Source organism: Phenylobacterium sp. RIFCSPHIGHO2_01_FULL_69_31 (genome assembly GCF_001824475.1).
GTDB lineage: Bacteria > Pseudomonadota > Alphaproteobacteria > Caulobacterales > Caulobacteraceae > Phenylobacterium.
Genome location: NZ_MHXN01000028.1, coordinates 139,303 through 162,266, shown reverse-complemented (window position 1 = coordinate 162,266; position 22,964 = coordinate 139,303). Strand labels below are relative to the sequence as shown.

General features: G+C 70.4%; 24 protein-coding genes and 1 tRNA gene. 7 read left to right on the top strand and 18 right to left on the bottom strand.

What is annotated here, in order from left to right:
- Positions 1 to 85 precede the first annotated feature (85 nt).
- The 6 genes from A2790_RS14975 to A2790_RS14950 all read right to left on the bottom strand — a co-directional run bounded on the left by A2790_RS14975 (position 86) and on the right by A2790_RS14950 (position 5,686).
- Positions 86 to 1,456 carry an amidohydrolase family protein gene (locus tag A2790_RS14975; RefSeq protein WP_293393200.1) on the bottom strand — a complete coding sequence of 457 codons (1,371 nt, stop codon included), beginning with the start codon at positions 1,454 to 1,456 and terminating at the stop codon, positions 86 to 88.
- Positions 1,453 to 2,472, bottom strand: coding sequence for a CoA transferase (locus tag A2790_RS14970; RefSeq protein ID WP_293393198.1), 1,020 nt, complete (start codon positions 2,470 to 2,472; stop codon positions 1,453 to 1,455). Before A2790_RS14970 ends, A2790_RS14975 begins: the two co-directional genes overlap by 4 nt.
- On the bottom strand, positions 2,469 to 3,446 hold the full coding sequence (locus A2790_RS14965) for an enoyl-CoA hydratase/isomerase family protein (protein ID WP_293393196.1): 978 nt from the start codon (positions 3,444 to 3,446) through the stop codon (positions 2,469 to 2,471). The genes A2790_RS14970 and A2790_RS14965 overlap by 4 nt, the downstream gene beginning before the upstream one ends.
- A gap of 4 nt (positions 3,447 to 3,450) precedes the next feature.
- The gene (locus A2790_RS14960; RefSeq protein ID WP_293393194.1) at positions 3,451 to 4,947 is read right to left on the bottom strand and encodes a fatty acid--CoA ligase family protein; all 1,497 of its coding nucleotides are present in this window, start codon (positions 4,945 to 4,947) and stop codon (positions 3,451 to 3,453) included.
- Between the two features lie 4 nt (positions 4,948 to 4,951).
- Positions 4,952 to 5,260 carry a hypothetical protein gene (locus A2790_RS14955; RefSeq protein ID WP_293393192.1) on the bottom strand — a complete coding sequence of 103 codons (309 nt, stop codon included), beginning with the start codon at positions 5,258 to 5,260 and terminating at the stop codon, positions 4,952 to 4,954.
- Positions 5,261 to 5,335: 75 nt separating this feature from the next.
- A complete protein-coding gene (locus A2790_RS14950) occupies positions 5,336 to 5,686 on the bottom strand; it encodes a metalloregulator ArsR/SmtB family transcription factor (protein ID WP_293393190.1) in 351 nt (116 codons plus the stop codon).
- A 261-nt stretch (positions 5,687 to 5,947) separates the two neighbouring features.
- Between A2790_RS14950 and A2790_RS14945 the strand changes: the two genes are divergently transcribed.
- The 3 genes from A2790_RS14945 (at position 5,948) to A2790_RS14935 (ending at position 8,044) form a co-directional block, all read left to right on the top strand.
- Positions 5,948 to 6,562, top strand: a complete 615-nt coding sequence (locus tag A2790_RS14945) for a PEPxxWA-CTERM sorting domain-containing protein (protein ID WP_293393188.1) — start codon at positions 5,948 to 5,950, stop codon at positions 6,560 to 6,562.
- 262 nt (positions 6,563 to 6,824) lie between these two features.
- Entirely contained in the window at positions 6,825 to 7,484 is a 660-nt protein-coding gene (locus tag A2790_RS14940) for a PEPxxWA-CTERM sorting domain-containing protein (RefSeq protein WP_293393187.1), read from the top strand.
- 170 nt (positions 7,485 to 7,654) lie between these two features.
- Positions 7,655 to 8,044 (top strand): hypothetical protein, encoded by a 390-nt coding sequence (locus A2790_RS14935; RefSeq protein ID WP_293393186.1) that lies wholly within the window; start codon positions 7,655 to 7,657, stop codon positions 8,042 to 8,044.
- A 28-nt stretch (positions 8,045 to 8,072) separates the two neighbouring features.
- On the opposite strand, the gene A2790_RS14930 is transcribed toward A2790_RS14935, so the two are convergent.
- Both A2790_RS14930 and A2790_RS14925 read right to left on the bottom strand, forming a co-directional pair.
- Positions 8,073 to 8,501 carry a hypothetical protein gene (locus A2790_RS14930; RefSeq protein ID WP_293393185.1) on the bottom strand — a complete coding sequence of 143 codons (429 nt, stop codon included), beginning with the start codon at positions 8,499 to 8,501 and terminating at the stop codon, positions 8,073 to 8,075.
- Between the two features lie 199 nt (positions 8,502 to 8,700).
- Positions 8,701 to 8,775: transfer RNA gene (locus A2790_RS14925), tRNA-Gly, on the bottom strand.
- A 108-nt stretch (positions 8,776 to 8,883) separates the two neighbouring features.
- Between A2790_RS14925 and A2790_RS14920 the strand changes: the two genes are divergently transcribed.
- The gene (locus A2790_RS14920) at positions 8,884 to 9,477 is read left to right on the top strand and encodes an HD domain-containing protein (RefSeq protein WP_293393183.1); all 594 of its coding nucleotides are present in this window, start codon (positions 8,884 to 8,886) and stop codon (positions 9,475 to 9,477) included.
- A gap of 21 nt (positions 9,478 to 9,498) precedes the next feature.
- Here the strand turns inward: A2790_RS14920 and A2790_RS14915 are convergent, their stop codons facing one another.
- The 5 genes from A2790_RS14915 to A2790_RS14895 form a co-directional block, all read right to left on the bottom strand.
- Positions 9,499 to 10,419: a glycosyltransferase family 2 protein gene (locus A2790_RS14915; RefSeq protein WP_293393181.1), complete on the bottom strand. Its 921-nt coding sequence runs from the start codon at positions 10,417 to 10,419 to the stop codon at positions 9,499 to 9,501.
- Entirely contained in the window at positions 10,416 to 12,392 is a 1,977-nt protein-coding gene (thrS, locus tag A2790_RS14910; protein ID WP_293393179.1) for a threonine--tRNA ligase, read from the bottom strand. The genes A2790_RS14915 and thrS overlap by 4 nt, the downstream gene beginning before the upstream one ends.
- Positions 12,389 to 12,658, bottom strand: coding sequence for a membrane protein insertion efficiency factor YidD (yidD, locus tag A2790_RS14905; protein ID WP_293393177.1), 270 nt, complete (start codon positions 12,656 to 12,658; stop codon positions 12,389 to 12,391). Before yidD ends, thrS begins: the two co-directional genes overlap by 4 nt.
- A gap of 224 nt (positions 12,659 to 12,882) precedes the next feature.
- Positions 12,883 to 13,173, bottom strand: a complete 291-nt coding sequence (locus A2790_RS14900) for a hypothetical protein (RefSeq protein ID WP_293393175.1) — start codon at positions 13,171 to 13,173, stop codon at positions 12,883 to 12,885.
- Complete coding sequence (locus tag A2790_RS14895) at positions 13,173 to 13,607, bottom strand: iron-sulfur cluster assembly scaffold protein (RefSeq protein WP_293393173.1); 435 nt, start codon at positions 13,605 to 13,607, stop codon at positions 13,173 to 13,175. Before A2790_RS14895 ends, A2790_RS14900 begins: the two co-directional genes overlap by 1 nt.
- Before the next feature lie 93 nt (positions 13,608 to 13,700).
- Between A2790_RS14895 and A2790_RS14890 the strand changes: the two genes are divergently transcribed.
- Both A2790_RS14890 and A2790_RS14885 read left to right on the top strand, forming a co-directional pair.
- Positions 13,701 to 14,603, top strand: coding sequence for an alpha/beta hydrolase (locus A2790_RS14890; RefSeq protein ID WP_293393171.1), 903 nt, complete (start codon positions 13,701 to 13,703; stop codon positions 14,601 to 14,603).
- Positions 14,600 to 15,190, top strand: a complete 591-nt coding sequence (locus A2790_RS14885; protein WP_293393169.1) for a TetR/AcrR family transcriptional regulator — start codon at positions 14,600 to 14,602, stop codon at positions 15,188 to 15,190. Before A2790_RS14890 ends, A2790_RS14885 begins: the two co-directional genes overlap by 4 nt.
- Here A2790_RS14885 and A2790_RS14880 read toward each other — a convergent pair.
- From A2790_RS14880 to cysS, 5 genes are all read right to left on the bottom strand, one after another.
- Positions 15,187 to 16,419 (bottom strand): cytochrome P450, encoded by a 1,233-nt coding sequence (locus tag A2790_RS14880; protein WP_293393167.1) that lies wholly within the window; start codon positions 16,417 to 16,419, stop codon positions 15,187 to 15,189. The genes A2790_RS14885 and A2790_RS14880 overlap by 4 nt on opposite strands.
- A gap of 97 nt (positions 16,420 to 16,516) precedes the next feature.
- Complete coding sequence (locus A2790_RS14875; protein ID WP_293393165.1) at positions 16,517 to 17,761, bottom strand: aminotransferase class V-fold PLP-dependent enzyme; 1,245 nt, start codon at positions 17,759 to 17,761, stop codon at positions 16,517 to 16,519.
- Between the two features lie 13 nt (positions 17,762 to 17,774).
- The gene (locus A2790_RS14870; RefSeq protein ID WP_293393163.1) at positions 17,775 to 20,009 is read right to left on the bottom strand and encodes an arylsulfatase; all 2,235 of its coding nucleotides are present in this window, start codon (positions 20,007 to 20,009) and stop codon (positions 17,775 to 17,777) included.
- A gap of 100 nt (positions 20,010 to 20,109) precedes the next feature.
- The gene (locus A2790_RS14865; RefSeq protein ID WP_293393161.1) at positions 20,110 to 20,682 is read right to left on the bottom strand and encodes an SRPBCC domain-containing protein; all 573 of its coding nucleotides are present in this window, start codon (positions 20,680 to 20,682) and stop codon (positions 20,110 to 20,112) included.
- The gene (cysS, locus tag A2790_RS14860; RefSeq protein ID WP_293393159.1) at positions 20,682 to 22,109 is read right to left on the bottom strand and encodes a cysteine--tRNA ligase; all 1,428 of its coding nucleotides are present in this window, start codon (positions 22,107 to 22,109) and stop codon (positions 20,682 to 20,684) included. Before cysS ends, A2790_RS14865 begins: the two co-directional genes overlap by 1 nt.
- Before the next feature lie 167 nt (positions 22,110 to 22,276).
- Here cysS and folE point away from each other — a divergent pair, with 167 nt between their 5' ends.
- On the top strand, positions 22,277 to 22,906 hold the full coding sequence (gene folE, locus A2790_RS14855) for a GTP cyclohydrolase I FolE (protein WP_068874424.1): 630 nt from the start codon (positions 22,277 to 22,279) through the stop codon (positions 22,904 to 22,906).
- The last annotated feature ends 58 nt before the right edge of the window (positions 22,907 to 22,964 follow it).

Here is a 22,964-nt window from a genome sequence, read left to right as displayed (position 1 = left end):
CGGGCGGCCGGCCGGTAACCATTTCGGTCCATTACCTAGGGCCCGCCCCCTACGGAGAACTACGCTGGGGCGGCTTGTCGCAGACTCAGCCGTGGACGCGGACACCACCGATCAGGGTGGCGCGCACATGGGCGGCGGACGGGGCGCGCAGCACATCCGCCAGCGGCGCGTCCAGCAGGCACAGGTCGGCCAGGGCGCCCGGAACCACGCGGCGGGCCACGCGCCCCGGCGCCGATGGCGCGTCGAGGTAGAGCGACAGGGCGCGCGCGGCGTCCACGCGCTCGGCCAGCCCGAGGTCCACCCCGCCCCGGCTGCGACGCGCGACGGCGGCGGCGATCCCGGCCCAGGGGTCGGGCGTGGCGTAGGGCGCGTCCGAGCTGGCCGCGACCGGCACGCCCGCGTCCAGCAGGCTCTTGAGGCGATAGAGATCCGGCCGGTCCTGCGGCGCGACCTCGGCGGCATAGCGGTCGCCGCGTTCGTGGATGAAGGCGGGCTGGGTGACGACGGCGAGCTCCAGGCGCCTCAGCACCGCGATGGCATCGGCCGGGATGACGCCGCCGTGCTCGATCCGGTCGCCGACGCGGCTTCCGGCGGTCTCGAAAGCGGCCAGGGTCAGGGCCAGCTCGCCCGCCGTGACGCAGTGGACGGCGACCGGCCGCCGCTGGACGCGGGCGGCGGCGATGCGGGCCACGAAGTCGTCCAGATCGGGCAGGCTGTGGTCGTCCAGCAGCACCTTCACGGGCCCGACCGCAAAGGCCCCGTCGGCCGGCGCGTCCAGCGCCCCGCCGCCCATCAGGGTCAGGCGCTGGGGCAGATGACCGGCGCGGTGGGCCTCGGCCAGCCGCTCCGCGCTCTCGGCGTCCATGGTGACGCTGGCGTCGGTGAGCGCAGTGATCCCGCAAGCGGCCAGGCGACTTCCGATCGGCGCGAGCGGCGGCGGGGACTCGCGGACGCGGCTCCGCAGCCAAGCGTCAGCGCGCCAGAGGCGCCCGGTCTCCCGGTCCAGGCCCGGCGGGTCCTCGCCCTCGCCCAGGGCCGCGAGCGCGAGGCTGTTGAGAATCCAGAGCGCGCCGGTCTGGTGCTGGATGCGCAGGGGGTGGCGCGGGGCAAGGCGATCAAGGTCGGCGCGGGTCAGATCGCCCGCCAGGGTTTCATGGTAGCCGGTGGCGCGGATCCAGGCTCCCGGCGGGCGCGCGGCGGCGGCCTGGGCGATGCGCGCAGCGAAGGCGGCTGTCGTTGCGGCGTCTTCGACCGGGACCGAGGCGGCCTGGGCGGCCAGACCGAAGAGGTGGATGTGATGGTCGCAGAGGCCGGGGATCAGCGCCCCGCCGCGCCCGTCCAGCACGTCCCCGACGCGTGGCAGCCGCGGGCCGATTTCCTCGATGCGGCCGTCCGCGATGCGCACGTCCAGGCCGGGCCGGCCGGCCACCTCCACGTCGCGGAGGGTCAGCGTCACGCGGCCCGCCGCAGGTGGCAGAGGTTTGCGGCCCGGGCGGCCGAACCCGCGAGGGAGACATCGACCAGCACGCCGCCGCCGGCTTCCAGGCCGTGCAGCGCCCCGGCCGCCGCGGCCAGGCCTGTGACGGGATCGGCCAGGGCGTCGCCCAGGAATCGGGGCCCGTCGCCCGTCCAATCGACCAGGCCGCCCGCCGCCGCCGCATCGTCGCCGAACGCCACCCGCTGGGCCGCGGGATCGGTCCAGCCGTGGCCGGTGACCGCCACCCAGACCAGGCCGGGATTGGCGGCGAACAGGGCGGCGGGGTCTAGGCCCAGCGACGGCAGGGCGCGGGGCCGGGCGCTGGTGACCAGGATGTCCGCGGCGGCGATGGCCCGGACCAGCCGGGCCTGGCCCTTCGGGGCCGAGAGGTCGAGCGGCAGGTCGGCCTTGGCGCCGTTGAGGGCGGCGAAAAAGGCGGGCGTGGACAGGCGCGTCAGGTCGGGGCGGCGGACGCTCTCGACCTTGAGCACCTCGGCGCCCATGGCCGCCAGGATCGCGCCGCACATCGGCCCGGCCCAGAGGGCGGAGAGGTCGACGACCCGGAGGGCGCCGCGCCGGGGCGCGCCGGAAGCCATGCGGATCAGGGCTGGGCCGGCGCCTTCGGCCGCGCGTTCGCCCACGGCCGCGGCGGGCAGGCCCAGCAGGGCGGCGCCTGCGACCAGCTCGCCGCAGGTCCGGTCCGCCGCGTGCGCCTCCACGAGGTCCCAGGGGTCGGCGCCGACGTCGCAGCCCAGCCAGGCCGGGATCAGGTCGCGGTCCTCCCCGCGGGCGAGGTTCAAGGCCATCCAGCCGTCGGCGGCGCGGAGGAGGCGGCAGGATCTGTTCGGGGAGACGAGCCCCGGCGGGGCGAGCGGCAGGTGGCCGGCGCGGTCCAGCACCCCCAGGGCCTGCGGCTCCACCCGGCGGCCGAACCGGGCCGTGAGCTCCGCAACCTCGGCGCCCAAAGCGTACAGGGCCGGCTGGATCGGGCTCACACCGCCACCTCGTCCACCAGGCCCCACGCGAGGGCCGTCGCCAGGTCCACCTCGGCGCCCGAAATGGCCATCCAGCAGGCGCGGCGGCGGCCGATGCGTCGGGGAATGGTCGCCGTGCCGCCCGCGCCGGGGATCAGGCCCATGGACACCTCGGGCAGCCGGAAATGCGCGCCCGGCCGCGCGGCGATGCGGGCCGCTGCGGCAGGTACCTCGATCCCCGCGCCGATGCAGGCGCCGTGGACCTCGACCGTCAGCCGATCGCCCAGGGCCTGCGCCAGGCGCGCGCTCGAGCGCAGGATGCGGACCAGGTGCGCCTGCCCCGGGTCCGGCGCGCGGCCGAACTCGTCCAGGTCGCCGCCGGCGCTGAACGCGGGGCCGGCGCCGGACAGGCGGACCGGAGGGGCGTCCGGGTGCTCCAGGGCGAAGGCCAGGGCCTCGCACAGCTCGTCGCGCATCCGGGCGTCGAAGGCGTTGCGGGCCGCGGGGCGGTCGAGCCGGATCGACAGGGTCCGGCCGGCGTCGATCCGCACGCGTGGGCCGGGTTCATCGTGGCGCTCGCGAGCCGGGTTGGCCGCCCGCCAGGCTCGGAAGCCCTCGGACGCCAGCAGCATGGAATAGGCCAGGGACTCGTTGACCACGGCCTGCTCGAAGGAGACCTCCAGGGACGTCCGAAAGACCTGGGCGGCGACGGCGGCGGCCACGGGCTGGCGAGCCACGGCTGCCTGCAGCTGCGCCAACGCCGCGTCCAGCCGCGCGGGCGGCACGCCCACCCAGGGGCCAGGGGCCGCAGGGTCGGCGCAGAGCAGGATGTCGAAGGGGTCCAGCGCCCCGCCCGGGACCGGCCCGCCGCGATGCACGCCCACCTGCACCACGCCGGGCGTGTGCGCGAGCGGCGGCGGGTCGACGCCGATCTCGGTGACCACCAGGCCGGCACCGGAGAGTTGCGTCAGGTCGGCGACGAGGCCGGTTCCCATCACGTCACGCCGCAGCGGGCTTGGCGGTCATCTCGGCCTTGAGCTGGCGGCGCAGCAGCTTGCCCGTGTCGTTGTAGGGCAGCGCCTCGCGGAAGGCCCAGACCTCGGGCGTCTTGGTGGAGCGCAGCCGCGCCCGGACCCAGGCGGCCAGGTCCTCGGGGCTCGGCGCCGGATCGCGCGCCACCACCACCGCGGCGACCTTCTCGCCCCAGTGGTCGTCGGGCACGCCCAGGACGGCGACATCGGCCACCCCCGGATGGGCGCGGAGCACGTCCTCGATCTCGCCGGGGCTCATGTTCTCGCCGCCGCGCACGATCACGTCGTCCAGACGGCCCTCCACGAAGAGGTAGCCCTCCTCGTCCAGCCAGCCGCCGTCGTTGGTGGCGAACCAGCCGTCGTCGCAGAGCATTTTCTTGTGCGCGTATTCGCCCGAGACCTGCTCGCCGCGCACGTAGATCTCGCCGGGCTGGTTGGGGCCCAGGACCCGGCCCTCCGGGTCGCGGATCTCGAGTTCGAGCGAGGGCAGGGGGCGGCCAACCGACCCCAACCGGCGCTGGGCCGCCTCGTCGTCGGAATAGATCGCCATGCGGTGGTCGTCCGGCCCCAGCACCGCGATGGTCGAGGAGGTCTCAGTCAGGCCATAGGCGTTGACGAAGTCCACGTGCGGCAGCATCGCCAGGGCCCGCTCGATCACCGGCAGCGGCATGCGGCCGCCGCCGTAGCTCAGCGCCTTCAGGGCCGGCAGGCTCTCACCTCGGGCCTCCAGGATGTCGAGGATCGCCCCCAGCATGGTGGGCACGACCATGGCGTGGCTGATCTCTTCGCGGGCCGCCGCCTCCACCCAGTCCTCGGCGGTGAACGCCTCGAGGTAGACGATCCGCCGACCGCCGTAGACGCCGGTCAGGACGGCCGAGATCCCGGCGATGTGGTAGGGCGGCACGGAGACCAGGGCCGCCTCGCCCTCCTCCGCACCGAGGAATTCGACGGTGGAAATCACATAGCTGGTGAGATTGGCGTGGCGCAGGATGGCGGCCTTGGGCTCGCCCGTGGTGCCGCTGGTGAAGAGAAGGACCGCGATGTCGGGCTGGGCGTCGGGCAGGTCGTCCGACCCAGGGCTGGCGCAGGCCGCCTCGAAGGCCGAGCGGGCGACCACGGTCACCCCGGCGTGCGGCTCCAGCCGCCCCAGCATGTCGTCGTCGACGATGGCCACCGAGGGCGCCGTGCGGGCCAGTAGCCGGTTCAGGTCGGCGTTCGGCAGGCGGTAGTTCAGCGGCGCGAACGGCCTGCCCAACAGGCCGGCGGCGAACACGGCGATGGGCAGGGCCGGCCCGTTAAGGCCGAGGAAGGCGACCGTCCCGTCGCCCTGCCCCGCCAGCCAGGCGGCGCCGGCCCGGGCCCGGCGGCGCGTCTCGTCGAAGGTGAGGCCATCGGCGCGGCCTCCCAGAGCCAGCCGGTCCGGCGCGGCGTCGGCCGCCATGTCGAGGAGGAGGGCGGTGTGCATCGCCTCAGTCCGACGACGGCAGCTTCTTGGCCTCCTGCGCGCCGATGGCGCGGCCGTCGACGCTGAGCGAGCCCTGACCGGCCTTGGAGCACAGCACCTCGAGGCCGCTCTCCGGATCGCTGTACCGCTTGCCGGCGGCGCTGCCGGCGGCGTGGGCGTCGGAGAGGGTCAGGTCGCCGCTCCGGGCTTCGGCGTGGGGGATCACCGGATGGCCGCCGCATTCCAGGCTGACCGGGGACTTGGGCGCCCGCACCACCACCAGCTCCGCGTCGCACACCGCGCTCTTCCAGCGCGACCCCGGTTTCAGGTCCATCGTCTGTTTGCTCCCTTTATGCCGGGAAGCTTAGCGCCCGCCCCCGCCCGCGTCGACGCGGACGCAAGGGGAGGGTCAGGCTTCGACAGGCGCGCGGGTGGGTGGGAGCACCGCGAAGAACGGCTCGCCGCAGCGAGAGGGATCGCCGCCGCAGCAGTCGTGGACGAGGAAGCCCAGCAGGTCGTTGATGTGGCGATAGTCGGCGCTGTAGATGATCGACCGCCCCTCGCGCCGCGACCGGACGACGCCTGCGTGCGCCATCACCGCCAGGCTGCTGGAGAGGGTGTTCTGCAGCATGTCGAGGCGCCTGGCGATCTCGCCGGCGGCGATCCCCTCGGGGCCGGCCTCGACCAGCATCCTGAAGATCGTCAGCCGGCGCTCGTTCCCCAGGGCGGACAGGGCGATGGCGGCGCGCGACACTTCCATGGTTCGAAATAACTCAGAGTTGCGAGACGATCCATCGCCGACCTCATCGCGTATTTGCGATTGAGAGCGACTATTAACGACGACCTTACCGCCGGTCAGCGGACCGCGTCGAGTGTCAGGCGGCCGAAAGTTCGCCGAAAGCCGTTGGCGACAGCCCTACTCGCGCGGTGAGCGAACCGCGTTGTTCCGCTAACCTTTCCGAGATAGGTGGCGTCTACGCTTCAGCGTGATGTGATCGAGGCAAGGGCCGAAGTTATGAAAATGCGTTCCGCCAGCAAGTTCGCGCTGGCCCTCTCCGCGGTCGCCGTGATGGCCGCCACTCCGGCTCTCGCCAAGAACGATAAGGACAAGGGTCCGCCTCCGCCCTCCGGCGGCACGACCTTCCTGCCGGTCTCCTGCGCGGCGGCGGGCGTGCAGCTGAACGCCCTGGACTGCAGCGGCTGGCTTCAGGACAACCTGAATATCGACAGCCTTGGCAACGGCACGCTGGACAAGCGGACCGCGCGGGCGGACGCCCTGAACGAGCTGGGCGCCGGCACGTTCGATGCAGCCACCCTGGTTCCGCTGGCGAAGTACAACACCAGCGGCCCGACCATCGACTTCGGCCAGACGCTGTACGGGATCACCATCGTGGGCTTCCACGTGGGTGGCGCGAACGGCGCGGGCGGCATCGGCTACAGTGGCACCGCCTTCTTCAAGTTCGACGCCGGCGCGGGCATGGACAGCTTCACGTTCGATATGCCGGGCCTGTCGAACGCGGCCCTCTACAGCACGGGCGTCGCTGTGCCGGAGCCGGCCACCTGGGCGATGATGATCATGGGCTTCGGCGCCGCCGGCGCGCTGCTCCGCCGTCGCCGCAGCAGCGCCTTCGCCTGAGAAATTCATCGCGTTTTGATCAAAGCCCCGGTTCGCCGGGGCTTTTTTCTTGCCTGCTTTGCTGGTCGGACACGGTAAATTTCGGACGCAATTTCAGATAGTTAAATACTCGTTACCCCCTGCAGGCGAAGCCCGGCCGCCCCCGGACACCCCTCGGTTGTTTGACGTATCATAGTTATTCGATGCAACGTTCAAGGGCACGGGGACGGTTGGTTCTAATGGCGTCCGTACGGACGACGGGAGTGGGGTACAGAAGATGCGAATGAAATCGGTTCTAGCCGCGGGCGCCGCGGCGATGGTCCTGGGTGCGGCCGGCACGGCCTCCGCCGCGGTCATCATCACGGACGGCAACCTCCCGGGCAACCTCGACACCATCCTCATCGATGGCGCGGACGACGGGACGGACAACGAGATCCTCGGGCTGAGCAACGACGGCTGGACCGTCAAGATCCTCGGCAACGAAGATATCTCGCCCAGCAACCAGGGCGGTGGCCAAGTCTGGGTCGTGGGCAGCGATGGCGGGCTGACCTTCCTCGACATCTACACGCCCGGCGGCACCTTCACCGAGGCCGAACTCAACATCAACGCGCCGCGGCAGACCGTCTGGTCGATCACCCTGCGGGGCTATGACGCCGCCGGCGTTGAGTTCACCCAGTACGTCGACAAGAACCTCGACCCGTACGACCCGGGTCCGGTGACCTTCGACGACATGACCAACAACAGCTTCTTCAACTTCAAGGCGACGGACGGCGATGTGTTCACGCACATCAGCTTCACGACCTCCGGCGACGTGGCGCTCGGCCAGCTTCGCCTCGGCGATGTCACGGCCGTCGTTCCCGAGCCCTCGACCTGGGCGATGATGATCATCGGTTTCGGCGGCGTCGGCGCTCTCATGCGCCGGCGGCGGACCGCGCTCGCCTGAGGGATCCCCGTACCCTGAGCGAGAAAAGCCCCAGCTCCTCAAGGCTGGGGCTTCGTCGTTCCTGAGCCGCCCCCGTTTCAGCGGCGCGCGCGGGGGCTGTCACGCTGCCCAGGCGGAACCTGGGCGCGTAGGGACGGTTTCCTCTGCCTAGAGGAACAAGGAAACGTCCCATGCGCATTCCGCTCTATGCGGCCAGCCTCAGTCTGGCGCTCGCTTGCGCCGCCCAGGCCCAGACGGCCGCCGGCCAGCCTGGCGCCGTGAACCCCACGCCCCCGACCTCCGCCGCGCCGACGGCGCCGGCGTCCCCGCCCGCCGTCGACACCAGCGCCACGACCTCGCCCTACAAGACTGGCATGCCGATCAAGGACGCCCAGGGCGCGACCATCGGGACCATCGCCCGGGTGATCCGCACGCCCGACGGCGCGACGACGATCTCGGCCAGCGTCGATGGCCGCAACGTGAACCTGCCGGCCTCGGCCCTGACCCCCAGCGCCGACGGCGGCGCCGTCAGCTCGATGAGCAAGGCCGACATCACCGCCTCGACCGTGCCGCCGACCTGAGCCGGCGGCGCGGCCGGAGCCCGGCGCCCTAGAACAGGTCGCCGTACTGGTATTCGGCCCCGCCGCCATAGCCGGCGTACTCGCGGGCCTGGACCAGGCCGCCGGTCGGGGCGGAGTCGAAGTCCGTGCTGTCGCCGTCGAGGTCGTAGTAGAATTCGCCGCCGCTTCCCGACTTGCCGCTGCCAAACTTGATGGCCGCGCCGACCAGTTCGCCGTCGGCCAGTTCCGGATTGCGCGCCAGGATCTCGGCCAGGGCGTCCTCGTACCAGGCGTCGAGGTCGTCGCTCACCGCGTCGGGCGTCTCGACCTTGACGAACGAGAACTCGTCGTCCTCCAGGTCGTCCGGCGTCAGGTCGAAGTAGAAGGTCACGTGCGAGATGTCCTTGGGCATCGTCGCGAAGCTGCCCCCATCCTTCTCGTCGTCGACGGGCGCATCGGTGATGATGTTCTTGGGCATGGCGTGTCTCCCTGCGAAACTTGAGGCCGCCACAAAGCCGCGAGCGCGGTGAAGAACGCTGGAACGATCAGGCTTAAATTGGGAGCAAGGTTACCGGCGCCGGTCTCGCCGACGCCGGGCGCGGCTCAACACAGGCGAGGTCATGGCCACGGCGCACGCGCGCGGCCGACACCCTTCATCGCGACAACTGTTGGAGATTTGGAGCGGGTGAGGGGAATCGAACCCCTGACATTCAGCTTGGGAAGCTGACGTTCTACCTCTGAACTACACCCGCACGCGGCGGCCTTCATAGCGGCGACGGGCGCGCGGGCCAAGGCTTTGAATTGACCTCGCTGTCGCAGGGCCGCACCATTTGGCGGAACACGATAGGCGGAGGATCATCATGGCCGACGGCACTACGCACGACCGGGCGACGTTCACGGCGATGACCGAGGGGACCGAGGCCGACTGGCAGGCCATCGTACGGGCGGGCCAAGCCCACCGGGGCGAGCATGTCGACAGGATCCTGGCGCACCTAAAGCTGCTGGACAACGACTATGGCGGCTTCAACGTCGACCGGCTGGAGCACAGCCTCCAGACCGCCACGCGGGCGTTCCGGGCCGGGCAGGACGAGGAATACGTCGTCTGCGCCCTGCTGCACGACATCGGCGACATCCTGCTCCCAGCCAGCCACGCCGAACTGGGGGCGGCGATCCTGAAGCCGTACATCTCGGAGCAGAACCACTGGATGCTGGAGAAGCACGGCATCTTCCAGGGCTACTACTTCTTCCACCACCTGGGCCTGGATCGCGACATGCGCGAGGAATGGCGTGGGCATCCGTGGTTCGAGTACACGGCCCAGTTCTGTCACCTGTACGACCAGAACTCGTTCGATCCGGCCTACGACAGCATGCCGCTGGAGGCGTTCGCGCCGATGATGCGGCGGGTCATGGAAACCCCGAAGTCGTCGATCTATCGCAAGCCGCAGGCGGCCTGAGCGCCGGGCGGCCGTTGGGGCTCAGCGCCGCAGCAGCGGGCGGGCCACGGCGGCCAGGATGACCAGGGGCGAGAGCGCCCAGGCCGCGGCCTTCTGGCCCGGGCTCTCGGCGCGCTTGCGGAAGTAGCGGGCGAGGCCGACGCCCTTGTGGAACTCGACCTTCAGAGGGCTGGTCTGGCTGGTGCCGCCGATATGGACCACCTCAGCCTTGGGGTGGAACAGCACCTCGCCGCCGGCCTGGCGCACCCGCCAGCACAGGTCGACATCCTCCACGTGAAGGAAGTAGCCCTCGTCGAAGCCGCCGACCTGGTCGAAGTCCTCGCGGCGCATGCAGAAGCAGGCGCCGGAAATGGTCGGCGCGGCGACGGCCGCGTCCGGCAGGCTCTCGCCTTCCCAGTGCACCTCGTAGCGGGCCCAGGCGGGCGCCAGGCGGGCTAGCCCGCTCATGGACATCACGGCGCTGAGCGGGGTGATCTCACCCCGCCGGGCGCCGCGCTGCTCGGTCCCGTCCGCGTTCAGCACCCGCCCGCCCACGAGGCAGGGCGACGCCCGCCCCTCGATCTCGCGCGCCAGGGCGGCGACGCATCCCGGCTGCAGGAAGGCGTCGGGGTTCAGGAAGACCAGCAGCTCGCCGCTCGCACTGGCCGCGCCCAGGTTGGCCCCGCGGGCGAACCCGATGTTGCCATGGCCGGTCTTCAGCACCACGCGGCGGTCGCCGGCGGCCAGGGCGCGCAAGCGTTCCGCCTCGACCGGCGTCGAACCGTTGTCGACCACCACGAGCTGGTCCACCAAGGGATCGGCCAGGACGCAGGCGAGGCTCCGCTCCAGAGCCTCGCCGGTCATGTAAACCACCATGACGACGGAGACGGTGCGCCGCGCCGACAGGAACTCGGGGGCGGCCACGGCTTCGGCGGCGAGGACCGGCGCGGCGATGCTGTTCATCCAGCCTCCAACCCGCCAGCCCCCTGGCTGGCGTTCGCGACGCTCCCCGAGCGGGCAAGATCGGGCGGAGTCGCCTCGCTGGCAAGAAGCTTCGCGGCCTCGGCCAGCGTCAGGATCTGCTGGCCGTCCGAGCCGAGGCGCCGGAGAGCGACCTTGCCCTCTTCCGCCTCACGCCGCCCGACCACGGCGATCACCGGCGTCTTGGCCAGGCTGTGCTCGCGGACCTTGTAGTTGATCTTCTCGTTCCGCAGGTCGGTCTCGACGCGCAGGCCCGCGGCGCGAAGCTGCGCGGCCGCCTTCAGCGCGAAATCGTCGGCGTCGGACGTGATCGTGGCCACCACGACCTGGGTCGGGGCCAGCCACAGGGGGAAGGCGCCGGCGTAGTTCTCGATCATCACGCCGATGAACCGCTCCATCGAGCCGCAGATCGCCCGGTGCAGCATCACCGGCCGCTGCTTGGAGCCGTCCTCGGCCACGTATTCGGCGTCGAGGCGCTGGGGCAGCACATAGTCCAGCTGCAGCGTGCCGCACTGCCAGGTGCGGCCGATGGCGTCCTTCAGGTGGAATTCCAGCTTGGGGCCATAGAAGGCGCCCTCGCCCGGCAGCATCTCGACCTGGGCGATCCCGGCGTTCAGCGCGGCCCGCTCCAGCTTCTTCTCGGCGGCGTCCCAGACCTCGTCCGTACCGAACCGCTCGTCGGGCCGCAGGGCCAGCTTCACCGCATGCAGTTCCAGGCCGCAGTCGCGGTAGACGCTCTCCAGCAGGTGGATGAACTTCGTGGATTCCGCCTCGATCTGGTCCTCGCGGCAGAAGATGTGGGCGTCGTCCTGGGTGAACGCCCGCACCCGGAAGATGCCGTGCAGGGCGCCCGACGGCTCGTAACGGTGGCAGGCGCCGAACTCGGCCATGCGCAGCGGCAGGTCGCGGTAGCTCTTCTGGCCGTGGTTGAAGATCTGCACGTGGCCGGGGCAATTCATCGGCTTCACGGCCAGGGACTCGCCCTCCTCCGTCTCGCAGGTGAACATGTTCTTCCCGAACTTCTGCCAGTGGCCGGAGCGCTCCCACAGCTCGCGGTCCATGATCTGGGGCGCCTTGACCTCCAGATAGCCGTCGTCGTCCAGCCGGCGGCGCATGTAGGCCTCGACCGAGCGGTAGAGCTGCCAGCCCTTGGGGTGCCAGAAGATCATGCCCTTGGCCTCTTCCTGCATGTGGAAGAGGTCCATGGCCTTGCCGATCTTGCGGTGGTCGCGCTTCTCGGCCTCCTCAAGGCGGTGGAGGTGCTCCTCAAGGTCCTTCTCGCTGGCCCAGGCCGTCCCGTAGATGCGCTGGAGCATCGGGTTGCGGTGGTCGCCGCGCCAGTAGGCGCCGGCCAGCTTCGTCAGCTTGAACGCCTTGCCCGCCGCCTTGGTGGACGGCAGGTGCGGGCCGCGGCACAGGTCCTTCCAGTTCCCCTGGCGATAGACGCTCACCTGCTCGCCGGCGGGGATGCCCTCGATGATCTGGGCCTTGTACTCCTCGCCGATCGAGCGGAAGTGGGCGATGGCCTCGTCCCGGTCCCAGACCTCGCGCTTGATGGGCTCGTCGCGGTCGACGATCTCCTTCATGCGCTGCTCGATCTTGGCGAGGTCGTCCAGGCTGAACGGCTCGTCGCGGGCGAAGTCGTAGTAGAAGCCGTCCTCGATCGCCGGGCCGATGGTCACCTGCGTGCCGGGGAACAGCTCCTGCACCGCCTCGGCCAGGATGTGGCTGACGTCGTGGCGGATCGTTTCGAGGGCCTCGGGGCTCTCCCGGGACAAGATCTCGAACTTGCCGCCCGCCTCGAGCGGCCGGTCCACGTCCAGCAGTTCGCCGTCGAGTTTGATCAGGATGGCCTTCTTGGCCAGCGACGGGGCGATGGAGGCCGCAACCTCCTTGCCCGTGACGCCGGGCTCGTACTGGCGTTTCGAGCCGTCGGGGAAAATCAGATCGATCATGTTTCACACTTCCAGTCGCGCGCCCGGCGCTCGGCCTTTGGACGCGGGGGCGGCGGCGGGTCGTATCCCGCGCCACCCCAGGGATGACATCGACACAGCCTGCGCACCGCGAGGGCTGAGCCGCGCACAGGGCCGTGGCCGATCAGGGCTTCGGCGGCGTACTCCGAACAGGTCGGGGCAAACCGGCACTGCCGCCCGATCAGCGGCGAAAGCGTCAGCTTGTAGGCGCGTAAGAGCCCCCTGACGCATCTCTCGTAGAAGCTCATGCCGGCTGCGGTTTGCGATTTGCAGGCCCCTGGTGGGACCCCGAGAGGTTCAAGCCGCGCCGGCGGGAGTAGTTCGCGCAGACGCGGTCGTCACCGGCCGCGGGACCGGGGCGAAGGGATCGGCGATGTCCGTCGGGCGAACCATGGCGAACCAGCGTGGAAACGAGGCGCGCCCTGTATCACAGGCGACCCGCGAACGGAACCTTGTCGAGGGCTCGAGCGCCCTAACCCAGGGGCAGTTCGCGGATCTCGACGGTTCCACCGGCTTCGAAGACGGGATTGCCGGACAGGAGGCCGCAGGCCTCGTCGAGGTCCTTGGCGGTGACGCGGACGAAGCTCGAAATGTGGGCGGTGGGTTCGGGCGCGGCGCCCGACTTCTTCACGCAATGACCCTGGCCGATGGCGCTGCCGCCCTGGAACACACCCGCCTCGCGCAGCCGGGTCAGGTAGGGGTCCCAGTCCAGCCCGCCGTCGCCCGAGGCGTCGTCGTGATGGAGGAAGATGAAGTCCGGCATCAGGTTCTCCGCTCGACCGCGTTGCGCACCGCCTCCGCCGCCGCCTCGAAGGCGAGCAGGGTGGAGGTGTGGCGAGCGGGATAATCCTTCACCGGCGCCAGCAACGCCAGATCGCCGAAGCGCCCCTCCGGCGCCGGGCCGCCCGCCTTCAGCATGGAGCGGAACGCATCACGGGTGGCTTCGAGTTCCTCCAGGCTGGCGCCGATCACGTGCGCGCCCAGCACGGACGCCGCCGCCTGGCCCAGGGCGCAGGCCTTCACGTCCTGGGCGAAGTCGGCCACGCGGCCGTCCTCGACCTTCACGTCGACGACAATACGGCTGCCGCAGAGCTTGGAGACCTTCTCCGACGTGGCGTCCGGCGCAGCCAGCCGGCCAGCGCGCGGCATCTCCGCCGCCAGCCGCAGAAGCTTCGCCGAATAGAGGTCGTCGATCATGCCTCCTAGGTCGGCATGGCAGGGGGTCTTGTCAAACGCTGCGCATCGACCATTTTCGATACATACATGCATTGTAATTCGCGAGGCGAGGAGATGAGAGAGCGTGTGGAGTTCGGCTCCGCCGCCGAGCGATGCGTCGGATACCTCTACCGGCCCTCCAACGCGGCCGATTGCTGCGTGGTCATGGCCCACGGGTTCGGCGGCACCCAGGAAGGCTCCATCGCCCGCAACGCCGCCGACATGGCGGCCGCCGGACTGCCGGTTCTCACCTTCGACTATCGATCCTTCGGCGAGAGCGGCGGCGAGCCGCGCCAGGTGATCGACATCGGAATGCAGCACCAGGACTGGCGCGCCGCCATAGCCTTCGCCCGCGCGCTGCCTGGCGTACGCGCCAATCGGGTGGCGCTGTGGGGCAGTTCCTTGGGCGGCGGCCATGTGCTGGCGCTCGCCGCCCAGGATTCCGCCATCGCCGCGGTGGTGGCGCAGGTCCCCTTCAACGGCTTTCCGAGGAAGGTGGAGGGTCGAAGCCGCCGCGACGGGCTGCGCCTGCTGCGCATCGCCTTGGCGGACTGGATAGCCGGCAAGCGCGGACGCCCGCCCGTCTACATCAAGGCAGTCGGCGAGCCCGGCGAGCTTGCGGTCATGGCCACGGCTGAAGCGGCTCGCACGATCGCGGCGATGGACAACCCCACCTGGCGCAACGAGGTGGCGCCACGAGCGCTGATCGACATGGCGTTCTGGTACCGTCCAGGCCGGCGCGCCCGCCGACTGGCCATGCCGGTGCTATTGTCGCTGGCCGAGCGCGACAAGGAGACGCCTGCGTCGCTGACGCGTCCCATCGCGCTGCGGGCGCCCCGAGGCGAGCTGCGCTGCTATCCGTGTTCCCATTTCCAGTTCTACGACGACGCCGTGCGGCCGACCGTGATCGCCGACCAGATCAGCTTCCTGCGCAGCCATCTGATCGGCTTCGGCCTGCCGGACAGCGCGACCCGGTGAGCGGCCGGGGCCGCCGCCGGAGCCCTGTCGCGGACAAGGCGATCATCGCCGCCGCGCTGGAGCTCTTCGCCGAGCGCGGGCTGGAGGGGTCGAGCATCGAGGAGATCGCCCGACGCGCCGGGGTGACGCGCGCCACCGTCTATCGCCGCTGGACGGACAAGGCGGCGCTGATCGCCCATGCCCTGTGCAAGGCGCGGGAGGGCGACGCCCCGGAGGTCCACGACTGGGGTCACGTCGGGGCCGACGCCTTCGTCCGCATCATGCTTGAGGATGTTCCCGAGACCCTGGCCAAGCCGGAGCTGGCGCCCCTCACCGCGCGCCTGCTGGGGTCGGCCCAGGCCCATCCCGAGTTGGTCCGCGCCTATTGGGACGGGTATCTGGTTCCGCGCCGGGCCGCATTCTCGCGCGCCATTGTCGCCATGCAAGCTGACGGTCGCCTCGCCGCAGATGTGGACCCGGAGGTCCTCCAGGACATGATTTCGGGCGCGCTCGTCTACCGGCTGCTGCTGTCTTCCGAACCGCGCTCCGTCGATGACTGGCGCGCCTACTGTCGGGCCCTGCTGCGAACCCTAGGCCTCACGGCCTAGGTCCGAACCGGCAGCCGCTCCATGCCGCGGAAGAACGGGAGGGTGCGCCAGGCGGGGGTCTCGTCCGGGTCGGCGAGCTGGAGGTCGGGGAACCGTTCAAACAGCTTCACCAGGGCGACCTGGGCCTCCAGGCGGGCCAGGGGTGCGCCGATGCAGATGTGGGCGCCGCCGCCGAAAGCCACGTGGGGCTTGTGCTTGCGGCTGACGTCGAACCGGTGCGGGTCCTCGTAGGCTTCGGGATCGCGGTTGGCGGCGCGCAGCGACACGGTCATCGCCTGGCCGGCGTGCAGCGGGCAGCCGCCCACCTCCATGTCGCCCGAGGCGATCCGGCCGGTGATGTCCACGGGCGGCTCGAAGCGCAGCACCTCCTCGACCACCGCATTGATGATCGACGGGTCGGCCTTCAGCTTGGCCAGCTCCGACGGGTTGATCAGCAGCAGACGCACGGCATTGCCGATCAGGTCCGTGGTGGTGAGGTTGCCGCCCACCAGCAGGGCCGTCAGGTTGATGCGGAGTTCGTCGTCCGACAGGTCGGCGCCGCTCATCTGGAGCTGGACCATGTCGCTGATCAGGTCGTCGCCAGCCGCCGCCCGCCTCGCCTCGATGGCCTCGCTGAAATAGGCGTTCAGCGCCACGCTGGCGGTCTCCATGGCGGCGGTCTGTTCGGGCGTGCGGAAGGGGTTCAGCCCCTGGATGATGCCTTCCGACCATTCGCGGAATTCGCGCAGCCGGTCGTGGTCGACGCCGAGGATCGAGGCGATCACGTCGATGGGGATCGGGACGCAGAAGCGGTCCATCAGGTCGAACGCCCGCTCGCCTTCCAGCCGGTCCAGGGTTTCGTCGACGATCCGCTCCACCCCGGGCCGGAACTTCGCGACGCGGGCATAGAGAGCCTGGGCCAGGGGCTGGCGCACGCGGGCATGGTCGGGGTCGTCGAGCATGAGGATGCTGGTGGTCGAGGTCCGCGGCAGGCTGGGATCGGTTTCGGCCAGCAGGCGGCGCTGCAGATGGGCGCCCTCCTCGGCCCGGGCGGGATCGCGCCAGAGCTCACGGTTGTTCACCACGGCGCGCACGTCGGCGTAGCGGCTGAGCACCAGGCTGCCCGAGACCGCGTCGCGGTGCGCAGGGCAGCGGCTGCGCAGGTCGTCCAGCATGGCGTGCGGATCGACGCGGTAGGTCTCGTTGAGCGGGGTCAGCTCGAAGATCGACGGGATGGGACGTTCGGTCATGGCCTGTTTCCTCGCGCCGGAGCGGTTCGCCCGCCTCTCGAAAATGACGCCTCCGTCACCTTCCGCCCGAACGCCGGGCGGCGCAACCCTTCCGCCCTCAGACCCTGGAGATCTCCCGCAGGGCGGCGGCCAGGGCATCCATCTGGGCGGGCGTGTTCACGAAGGACGGCGAGATGCGGATACAGGCGCCCTTGGCGACGCCGACCCGCTCCACGGTGAAGATGCGGTGGCGGTCGAACAGGAGCTTCTTGAGGGCCAGGTTGTCCTCGCGGCTGGTGCGGCCGGCGATGCGGAAGGACGTGATGCCGGCGTGCAGCGCCGGATCGTTGGGCGTCAGCACCTGGATGCGCGGCTCGTCCCGCAACGCCTCGGCCCAGCGGTCCCGCAGGTAGCGCAGGCGCCGCGCCTTGGCCGGCAGGCCCACCGCCTCGTGGGCGTGGATGGCGTCGGGCACGGACAGCACGGCGGCGAAGTTCAGCGTGCCCGTATGCACCCGCGGATCGATCCGGGGGCTGGGCCCCTCCAGGATCGAGACGTCGATGTCCGGGATCCGGTCCTTGCGGATGTAGACCAGGCCCACGCCCACGGGCGCGCCGATCCACTTGTGCAGGCCGAACCCTGCGAACTCCACGCCAAGGTCGCGCAGAGTGAATTCCGTCTGGCCCAGGGCATGGCCGCTGTCGAGCAGCACGTCCACGCCGCGAGCGCGGGCCAGAGTCACGATCTCCTTCACCGGCGGGATCAGGCCCGTGCGGTTGCTGAGGTGGGTGAGCAGCATCATCCGCACGTCGGGATTGGCCTTCAGCGCCGCCTCGTAGGCGTCGATGACGTTCTGGCGGTCCGCCGGCTCCGGCAGGTCGATCCGCACGACGCGGACCCCGCGCAGCTTGCCCAGGGCCGCCATGCTGGTCTTCATGCTGTCGTAGTCGAGGTCGGCGTAGAGCACCGCATCGCCCGGCTTCAGGCGGTTGTACCCCCCGATCAGGGTGACCATGGATTCGGTGCCGCCCCGGGTGAAGGCGATCTCGTCGGGGTCCACCTGCAGCAGCTTCGCGCACCGCGCCCGCACGGCGGCCATGTCGGCGTTGAAGGCGTCGCGGGCATAGATCGAGGTCTCGCGGTTCACCCGCGCGGTGTGGCGCTCGTAGGCCGCGCGGGTCGAGCGGGCCATGGCGCCGAAATAGCCGTTCTCCAGCTGGATCATGCCGGTCGGGGGGGCGTCGTACAGGGCTGCGACCTTGCTCCAGTGCGCCTCGTCGTCGGCGCGGACCTCGGCGGCCAGGGCGCCGCCGGCGGGCGCGGCGGCCCCGGCGGCAAGGATGGCGCGGCGCGACAGATCCATGGGCGAACTCCGGCTACTGGCGCGCCATCTCGGCCTCTCCGACGGCGTCGCCGTCAAGCGTCTGATCGGCGTCCATGACAACCGTTACCTTGCGCAGCGTCCCGGTGAACGAAAACGGGGCGGCGTAGTTCGCCACGGGGCTCCCGCGGTCGAGGCCGATGTCCAGGCCGGACCAGGAGATCAGGGTCAGGAAACCGGTGGTGGCCAGCCCTTCGCCCGCCGGCTCGCCGTCGATGGTGAGGGTGAAGGTGCGGTTCAGCCCCTCGCCCGTGGCGCGCGAGACGACGCCCAGGCGAGTGGCCGTGGCAGGAATGGGCCGGTCCGAGGTCACCGTGGTCTTCTGGCCGCCGATGTTGAGCGTGTGATGCAGCCGCCCGTCTTGGACGTAGAGGCTGTAGCCGCTGGTGGCGTCGCCGTGGGCCAGCAGCACCCCCTCCTCGCCGCCCTGGAGCCGCACGTCGGCCTCGATGCGATAGGTCCGGGCGCGGACGTCCGGCGCCACGTCGGTGGGCAGGTGCCCCATGCCGGCGTGGAACACGAACTTCCGCCGCGCCCCATGGAAGCGGGCCGAGTTCTCGGCGAAACGGGGGCCGAACCGGTCGTCCAGCGGCAGCACCTTGTTCGCCTCGGCCTGGGCCCACCATTCGTCGACGAGCGCCTTCAGCGTCTCCGGCTCCGTCTCGGCCAGGTCGTCGGTCTCGGAGAAGTCGCGGTCCAGGTGGAACAGCTCCCAGCGGTCGTCGTCGAACGGGGCGCCCGGCGGGTGAAACGCCACCGCCTTCCAGCCGTCCTTCCAGAGGCCGCGGTGGCCGAACATCTCGAAATACTGGGCGTTCTTGCGCGGCGGGGCGGCCGGATCGGTCAGGCTGGCGGCGAAGCTCTCTCCTTCTAGCGGCATCTGCGGCACGCCGTTTACGCTCGGCGGCGGCTCGATCCCGATCAGGTCCAGCAGGGTCGGGACCAGATCGCACGCGTGGGCGAAGTGCGGCCGCACCTCGCCGCGGGCCGGAAGCCGGTTCGGCCAGGAGATCACCAGGGGGTCGCGGATGCCGCCGCCGTGGGTGTTCTGCTTGTAGCGCCGCAACGGCGTGTTCGACGCCATCGCCCAGCCGTGCGGGAAGTTGGAGTGGGTGTCCGGCCCGCCGATGTCGTCGATCCGGGCCAGCTTCTCCGCCATCGGCTCGCCGCGGAAGTTGAAGGGTCCCATGGCGTTGACGAAGCCCAGCGGGCCGCCCTCCTGCGAGGCGCCGTTGTCCGACATCACGATGATCAGGGTGTCGTCGCGCACGCCGGCGCGCTCCAGGAAATCCACCAGCCGGCCGATGTTCTGGTCGGTGTGGTCCAGCATGGCGGCGAAGGCGCTCTGCAGGCGGGTGAAGACCCGGCGGTCGTCGTCGGAATAGCTGTCCCAGGCGCGCACGCCGTCGTTGCGGGGCGGCAGCTTCGTGTCGGGCGGCACGATCCCTAGGGCCTTCTGGCGCGCCAGCCGCTGCTCGCGCTCCACATCCCAGCCGTGCGCGAAGATCGGATCGTAGCTGCGGATCAAGTCGGCGGGCGCCTGGTGCGGCGCATGGCAGGCGCCGGGCGCGAACCACAGCAGCCAGGGCGTGTCCGGCGCGTCGGCGGTGTGGTCGGCGATATAGCGGATCGCCTGGTCGGTCAGGTCCTCGGTGAGGTGGTAGCCGGTCTGGAACGTACCCGGAGGCGTGATCGGCGTGTTGTCGCGGACCAGCTCGGGGGCGTACTGGTCCGTCTCGGCGTCCATGAAGCCATAGAAGCGGTCGAACCCGCGGCCCAGCGGCCAGCCGTCGAACGGCCCCGACGGGCCGGTCTCGGTCAGGTTGGTGACGTGCCACTTGCCCAGCATGTAGTTCCGGTAGCCGTGCGGCCGCAGCATCTCGGGCAGGGTCCCGGCCTCCTTGGCGATCTTGCCGCGATAGCCGGGGTAGCCGCTGTCGAAGTTGGCGAGGCAGCCCACGCCCACCGAGTGGTGGTTGCGGCCGGTCAGCAGGGCTGCCCGGGTGGTCGAGCACATGGCCGTGGTGTGGAAGCCGGCGTAGCGCACGCCCTCGGCGGCCAGCCGGTCGATGTTGGGGGTGCGGATCGGCGAGCCGTAGCAGCCGAAATCTGAGAAGCCGACGTCGTCGAACAGGATGACGAGGATGTTCGGCGCGCCCTTCGGCGGCCTCGGCGGATCGGGCCACTCTGGGATCGAGTCCGCCACGGTCCGCCCGATCCTGCCTGCCATCCGCCTCGCTCCCCGCTTGTGACAGGCGGCACCATGGCGAGGTGGGCGCGGCGCGCCAAGCCGCCGATCACTCAGTTTGCGTTGTGACGGGCGGAAGCGCTCAGCCTTTCCGCCTGGCCCACTCGGCCTCGGCGCGGGCCTTGAGCGCCTCGTTCATGGCCAGGAAGCCGCGGCGGACCGGGCCGCGCATGCGCTTGCCCAGGGACGGGCCCATGAGCCCCCCGAAGATCTCGCCGTTGTCGACTACGCAGCCGCTTTCGGCCAGCGGGGTGATCTCGATGTAGCGCAGGGTCTTGATCAGCCCGCCCAGGAACCTGAGCTCCCAGTGGAGCTGCTCGTTCGGCACCCAGTCGAGAATCCGGGGTTTGATCTCCTGGCGGTCTTGGCCGGGCAGCACCAGGTCCATGTTGAGGACGTTGCCGATCCGGATCTCGCCCTCGGCGCGCGGATAGGTCGGGTTCCACTCCGACCATCGAGGCAGGTCCTGGACGATCTCCCAGATCAGCTCGGCGGGAGCCTGGACGCCGATGCGGTCCTCGATCCGGTAGCCGCTGGGTCCCTTGGGCGGCGGCGGCTTGCCCTCGGTCTTGAGGTTCAGGGTCTTGGGTCCCAGCGCGCCGCCCTTGCGCTGGAAGGGGGCCGCCTTGAGCTCGGGGCCGGGCTTGAAAGGCATCAGGCCTGCTCCTTGATCCGCCAGGTGGCCCCGCTGGGGCCGTCCATCACCTCGACGTTCAACGCCGCGAGCTCGCCGCGGATGCGGTCGGCCTCGGGCCAGTTCTTCGCCGCCCGCGCGGCCTGGCGCTCGGCCAGCAGGCCCTCGACCCGGGTCTTCAGGTCGTCATCCGCTCCGCTCTGGAACCAGCTCTGCGGGTCGACCGTGAGGAAGCCCATGAGCTGACCCGCTTCGAGCAGCAGGCCGCGTGCGCTGGCGACGGCGCGCGCGTCCTTGGCCGTCACCGCCGCCCGAACCTTGTCGGCCAGCTGGAACATGGCGGCGAAGGCGCTGGGCGTGTTGAGGTCGTCGTGCAGGGCGTGGCGCACGTTGGCGTGCTCGGCCGCGGCCGCCGCGTTCTGCCAGCCGTCGGCCGCCGGCTCGCCCGCCAGGAACCGGCCGGCGTCGTCCAGCACGCGGTACAGCCGGTCGAGCGCGCTCTTGGCGCTTTCGATCAGGCCGTCGTTCCACTCCAGCGGCTGGCGGTAGTGGCCGCTGAGAAGGGCCCAGCGGATCGCCTCGCCGGGGTAGAGCTTCAGGAGGTCGTGGGCCAGGGCGACGTTGCCGACGCTCTTGCTCATCTTCTCCTCGCCCATGTTCAGGAAGCCATTGTGCATCCAGACGTGGGCGTACTCGCGGCCGTGGCCGGCGCAGACGCCCTGGGCCAGCTCGTTCTCGTGGTGCGGGAAGACCAGGTCGATGCCGCCGCCGTGGATGTCGATCGGCAGGCCCAGCGCCTGCTCGATCATCGCCGAGCATTCGATGTGCCAGCCGGGCCGGCCGGGGCCCCAGGGGCTCTGCCACTCGGGCTCGCCGGGCTTGGAGGGCTTCCAGAGCACGAAGTCGGCGGGGTGGTGCTTGTAGGGCGCCACGTCCACGCGGGCGCCGGCGATCATCTCGTCCATCGGCCGCCCGGAGAGCTTGCCGTAGTCGCTGAACGCCTGCGTGTCGAAGAGCACGTGGCCCTCGGCGGCATAGGCGCTGTTCTGATGGATCAGGTCGCCGATCATCTTCACGATGGCGTCCATGGTCTCGGTGACCCGGGGCTGGAACGTCGGCCGAAGGGCGCCCAGCGCCGCGGCGTCGGCGTTGTAGGCGTCGAGGTAGCGGTCGGTGATGACGGAGATCGGCACGCCCTCCTCGACGGCCTTCCTGTTGATCTTGTCGTCCACGTCCGTGACGTTGGCGGCATAGAGCACCGCGTCCTCGCCGTAGACGTCGCGCAGCACCCGGAACAGCAGGTCGAAGACCACCACGGGCCGGAAATTGCCGATGTGGGCGAAGTTGTAGACCGTCGGCCCGCACACATACATCGTCACCCGGCCGGGATCCTGGGGTGCGAAGGGCCGCTTCGAACGGCTCATGGTGTCGTAAAGGCTAAGGGTCATTGCTCACGGTGACGCTGCGGAACGGTTGCCCAGGCGGGCCTTGCGCCCATATACAGATCGCCCGGACGTGAGGCCACTCAAGCCCCGTCCGAAGTGAAAGGGTGGCACGCGTAATCTCCGGAACCCTCGTTCCGGCGCAACTCAGCCCTGGAAAGAAACGCTCTCTCATGGACGCTCCTGCCCGCGACCGAACCCTGATCGGGTCCGACGATGGTAACCTTGAGCCCTTCAAGCGCCCGACCCGCGAAGAAGCGATGGAAGCGGTGCGCACCCTGATCGCATGGGCCGGCGACGATCCGCGCCGCGAAGGCGTGATCGACACGCCCAAGCGCGTGGTCGACGCCTATGGCGAATGGTTCGAGGGCTACAACCTCGACCCGGCCAAGGAGCTGTCGCGCACCTTCGAGGACGTCCAGGGCTATGACGATATCGTCATGCTCCGCGACATCGAGGTCGAGAGCCACTGCGAGCACCACATGGCCCCGTTCCTGGGCAAGGCGTACGTCGCCTACATGCCGACGAACCGGGTGGTGGGGATCTCCAAGCTGGCCAAGGTGGTCGAGATCTTCGCGCGCCGTCTCCAGACCCAGGAGACCATGACCCAGCAGATCGCCGACGCCATCACCGACAGCCTGCGTCCCGCCGGCGTCGCCGTCCTCATCGACGCGGCGCACCAGTGCATGACCACCCGCGGCGTGCACCACCGCCACGTCTCCACGATCACCACCCAGTTCACCGGCGTCTTCAAGACCGACCCGACGCTGCGCCAGCGCTTCCTGGACTTCGTGAACCGGTAAATTCCGATCCCGCCACCCCCGTTGCGCCCGCGACGGGGGCAGGCGAGGTGACGCCGGC